This window comes from Arthrobacter sp. zg-Y1116 (genome assembly GCF_024385485.1).
Lineage (GTDB): Bacteria > Actinomycetota > Actinomycetes > Actinomycetales > Micrococcaceae > Arthrobacter_B.
Window position 1 is genome coordinate 1 of record NZ_JANFLR010000009.1, and the last position, 2,459, is coordinate 2,459.

General features: G+C 63.5%; 1 protein-coding gene. It reads right to left on the reverse strand.

The window, feature by feature from the left end; translation table 11 throughout:
- Window positions 1-211: 211 nt before the first annotated feature.
- Window positions 212-1,882, reverse strand: coding sequence for a thioester domain-containing protein (locus NNX34_RS15965; protein ID WP_255767515.1), 1,671 nt, complete (start codon window positions 1,880-1,882; stop codon window positions 212-214).
- Window positions 1,883-2,459 lie beyond the last annotated feature (577 nt).

The window sequence follows — 2,459 nt, forward strand, 5'->3', positions numbered from 1 at the left end:
CCCCGCGAAGGGCGCGCACTGGTTGGACTCTGTTTTTTGTTGGGGTTTGGCCGCCATGCTCGGGCGCTTTTCCAGCGTCCCGGCCGCGGCGACTTAGAAAACTTTACACACGTTTGCCCGTAGCCGCAAATCGTCCGGATAGCTGGAGCCGGCCCCCTACCGGGCGCCGGCTCCTGCTATCCGTCAGCCTCTCCGTACGGGAGGCCCTGGACTAGCTGCTGCGCCTCCGGAACGAACCCAGGATCAACAGCGATCCGGCCAGGACGGCACCACCTGCTGCCATGGCCATGGCAGTGGCGTCTTCAGCCCCGGTCCGCGGGAGCCGTTCGGTTACCGGCACGGGGGCGTATTCATTGACCACCTCAGCTGTCAGCTCCTGCCCCGGCAGGATGGTGACCTCCGCCGTACCTGAGGAGGAGACGGTGACATCCTCGTTGGCACCTGACGTCGGCTCCGAGACCCGGCACAGAACCCCCGCCGGGATCCCTTGGTACAGCTGGGTAAACGTGCCGACCGTGGTTCCCGCGGGGATCACGAACGTCTCGTCAATCAGCCCGTCACCGCACTGGACGTGCAGCACGATGTCGTCCTGCAGGCCGGCTCCGGAGCCGGTGATGGTTTTCGCCACGACCAGGTTGCCCGGGTTGAATTCCACGGTATTGGTCACGGTGAGAACATTCTCCCCCTCAGTGATCGTCACCGGATCGGAGAGGGTAGGCGTCACCGTCACCTCCGTGGTGGACCCGGTAGTCTCTTCCGTCACAGAGCAGACCGTTCCAACCGGAAGATCGGTTACGGTTTCGGTTACCGGGGTTGTTGTCCCGGCCGGGATTTCAAAGACGAAAGCCCCTACAGGACCGCAGTCCACAGCAAGGACGATGGCGCCCTGGCTGCCGGCTGCCTCTCCGGCAAAGGCCTTATTTACCGTTAGGTCTCCGGCGACGAAGAACTCCGCCGTGGCCTGGGCGTTGGACTCAATCTGTGCGTTGGCCGCCAGGATCAGCTTTTGCGCCGTCGTCACGTCGGGGTTGTTGCCCGCGTAGAGGTAGACGTTGCCTGTCTCTACGGTCACCACAGCACTTGCGGTGATCACAGCAGGGTCCGTGGTTTGGGCCGTACTGCGTACCCAGACCTGGCTGCCGGACTCCACCGGGTTAACGAGGGGAACGGTCCCCGCGGGATCCGTGAACAGAGTGAAGCCCGCGGGTGCCTCCACTGTCAGTGCCGCGCCGCCGCCGGCGGTCACGGTGAAGGGCCCCGTCACGCCGTCCACTGGTCCGGCGGCTACAGGGGGAGCAATAGTCACGTCCGGCGGCGGCGGTTCAGTGAGTGGCCCGGCTGCAAGAACAGCGTCGATAATTCCCTGAGTCAGCGGGCGGACCGGATCCGTGTCCTGCAGGACGAAGCCGTCGCTGAAGAACCAGATTGCTGCCTGGACCGCTGCAGCACGAATACTGTCATTCGCTGCTTCGGCAGGGAGGCCGGGCTGGTCCGGGTAGTAGCTATTCAGGACCCGGTTCACGTATCCCACGTTGGGAACGTTGGCCTCACCCCACGTACCGCTCTCATACCCCAGCCCGGAGTAGGTGGAGGTACGGATGTCGATGCAGTACATTTCCTGGATGTTGCCCTCCGCATCCTCGGTGAGGATGGTGCCGGCGAAGGACGGATTATCGGTTTCGTAATCTGCCGGTACGTCCGGGGGATAGGCACTGATATCAAATGCCGCTCCTACGGGCGGCAGTCCTCCCGTTGCGGCGGTCCCCAACCCCTGACCGGTCATTGTGATTTCGACCTGGGCGGCGGGAACGGCATCACCAGGCTGCGGGCCGGAAAACACGGCCTGCGCCGGCAACGCCGTGACCACCAATGCGGCCAGCAATGCGCCAACCAGACCAAGCAGGTTCCTAAAATATCTGCGTCTGTTACTCCCCCTCCCCCGATGCCCCCCAAACTGTGTGAGTGCTGCAATCCGACTCATAAGGTTCCGCCTTCTCTCTGGCTTATCGAGAGGGGCCACTGCACCACCAGCAGTTTGGCAGCCGCAGCCGTCTGGCCCCGAGGTCGCGACGCTATCCCCACAAGCTGGGATTTGTAAGGGTAAGAGTGGACCATGCAACGTTAAAAACCGAGAATCGGCTGTTCCGGCAATATCGGTAATATCGGCAATATCGCAGGGCTTACCCCGATGCGGCAGAGCTCCCACACGAAGGTCCGAAGGCGGAGCGGTGGGAGGGAGATCGATTCTGCATGCTCGGGGCACGCAACACGTCCAAGAGACGATGCCCGGCCTGGTGCCTGGGGTCGGGCGGACGGCGCCTGCTGCCTCGACGCCGGCGGCGCCGGCGGGGCCGTGCCTGACCGGGCCCGACAAGCCTGGCCCGTTAAAGAGGAAGAGCCCGTACCAGCACTGGTACGGGCTCAACCTGTATTCAAATATTGTCCGGCGGTGACCTACT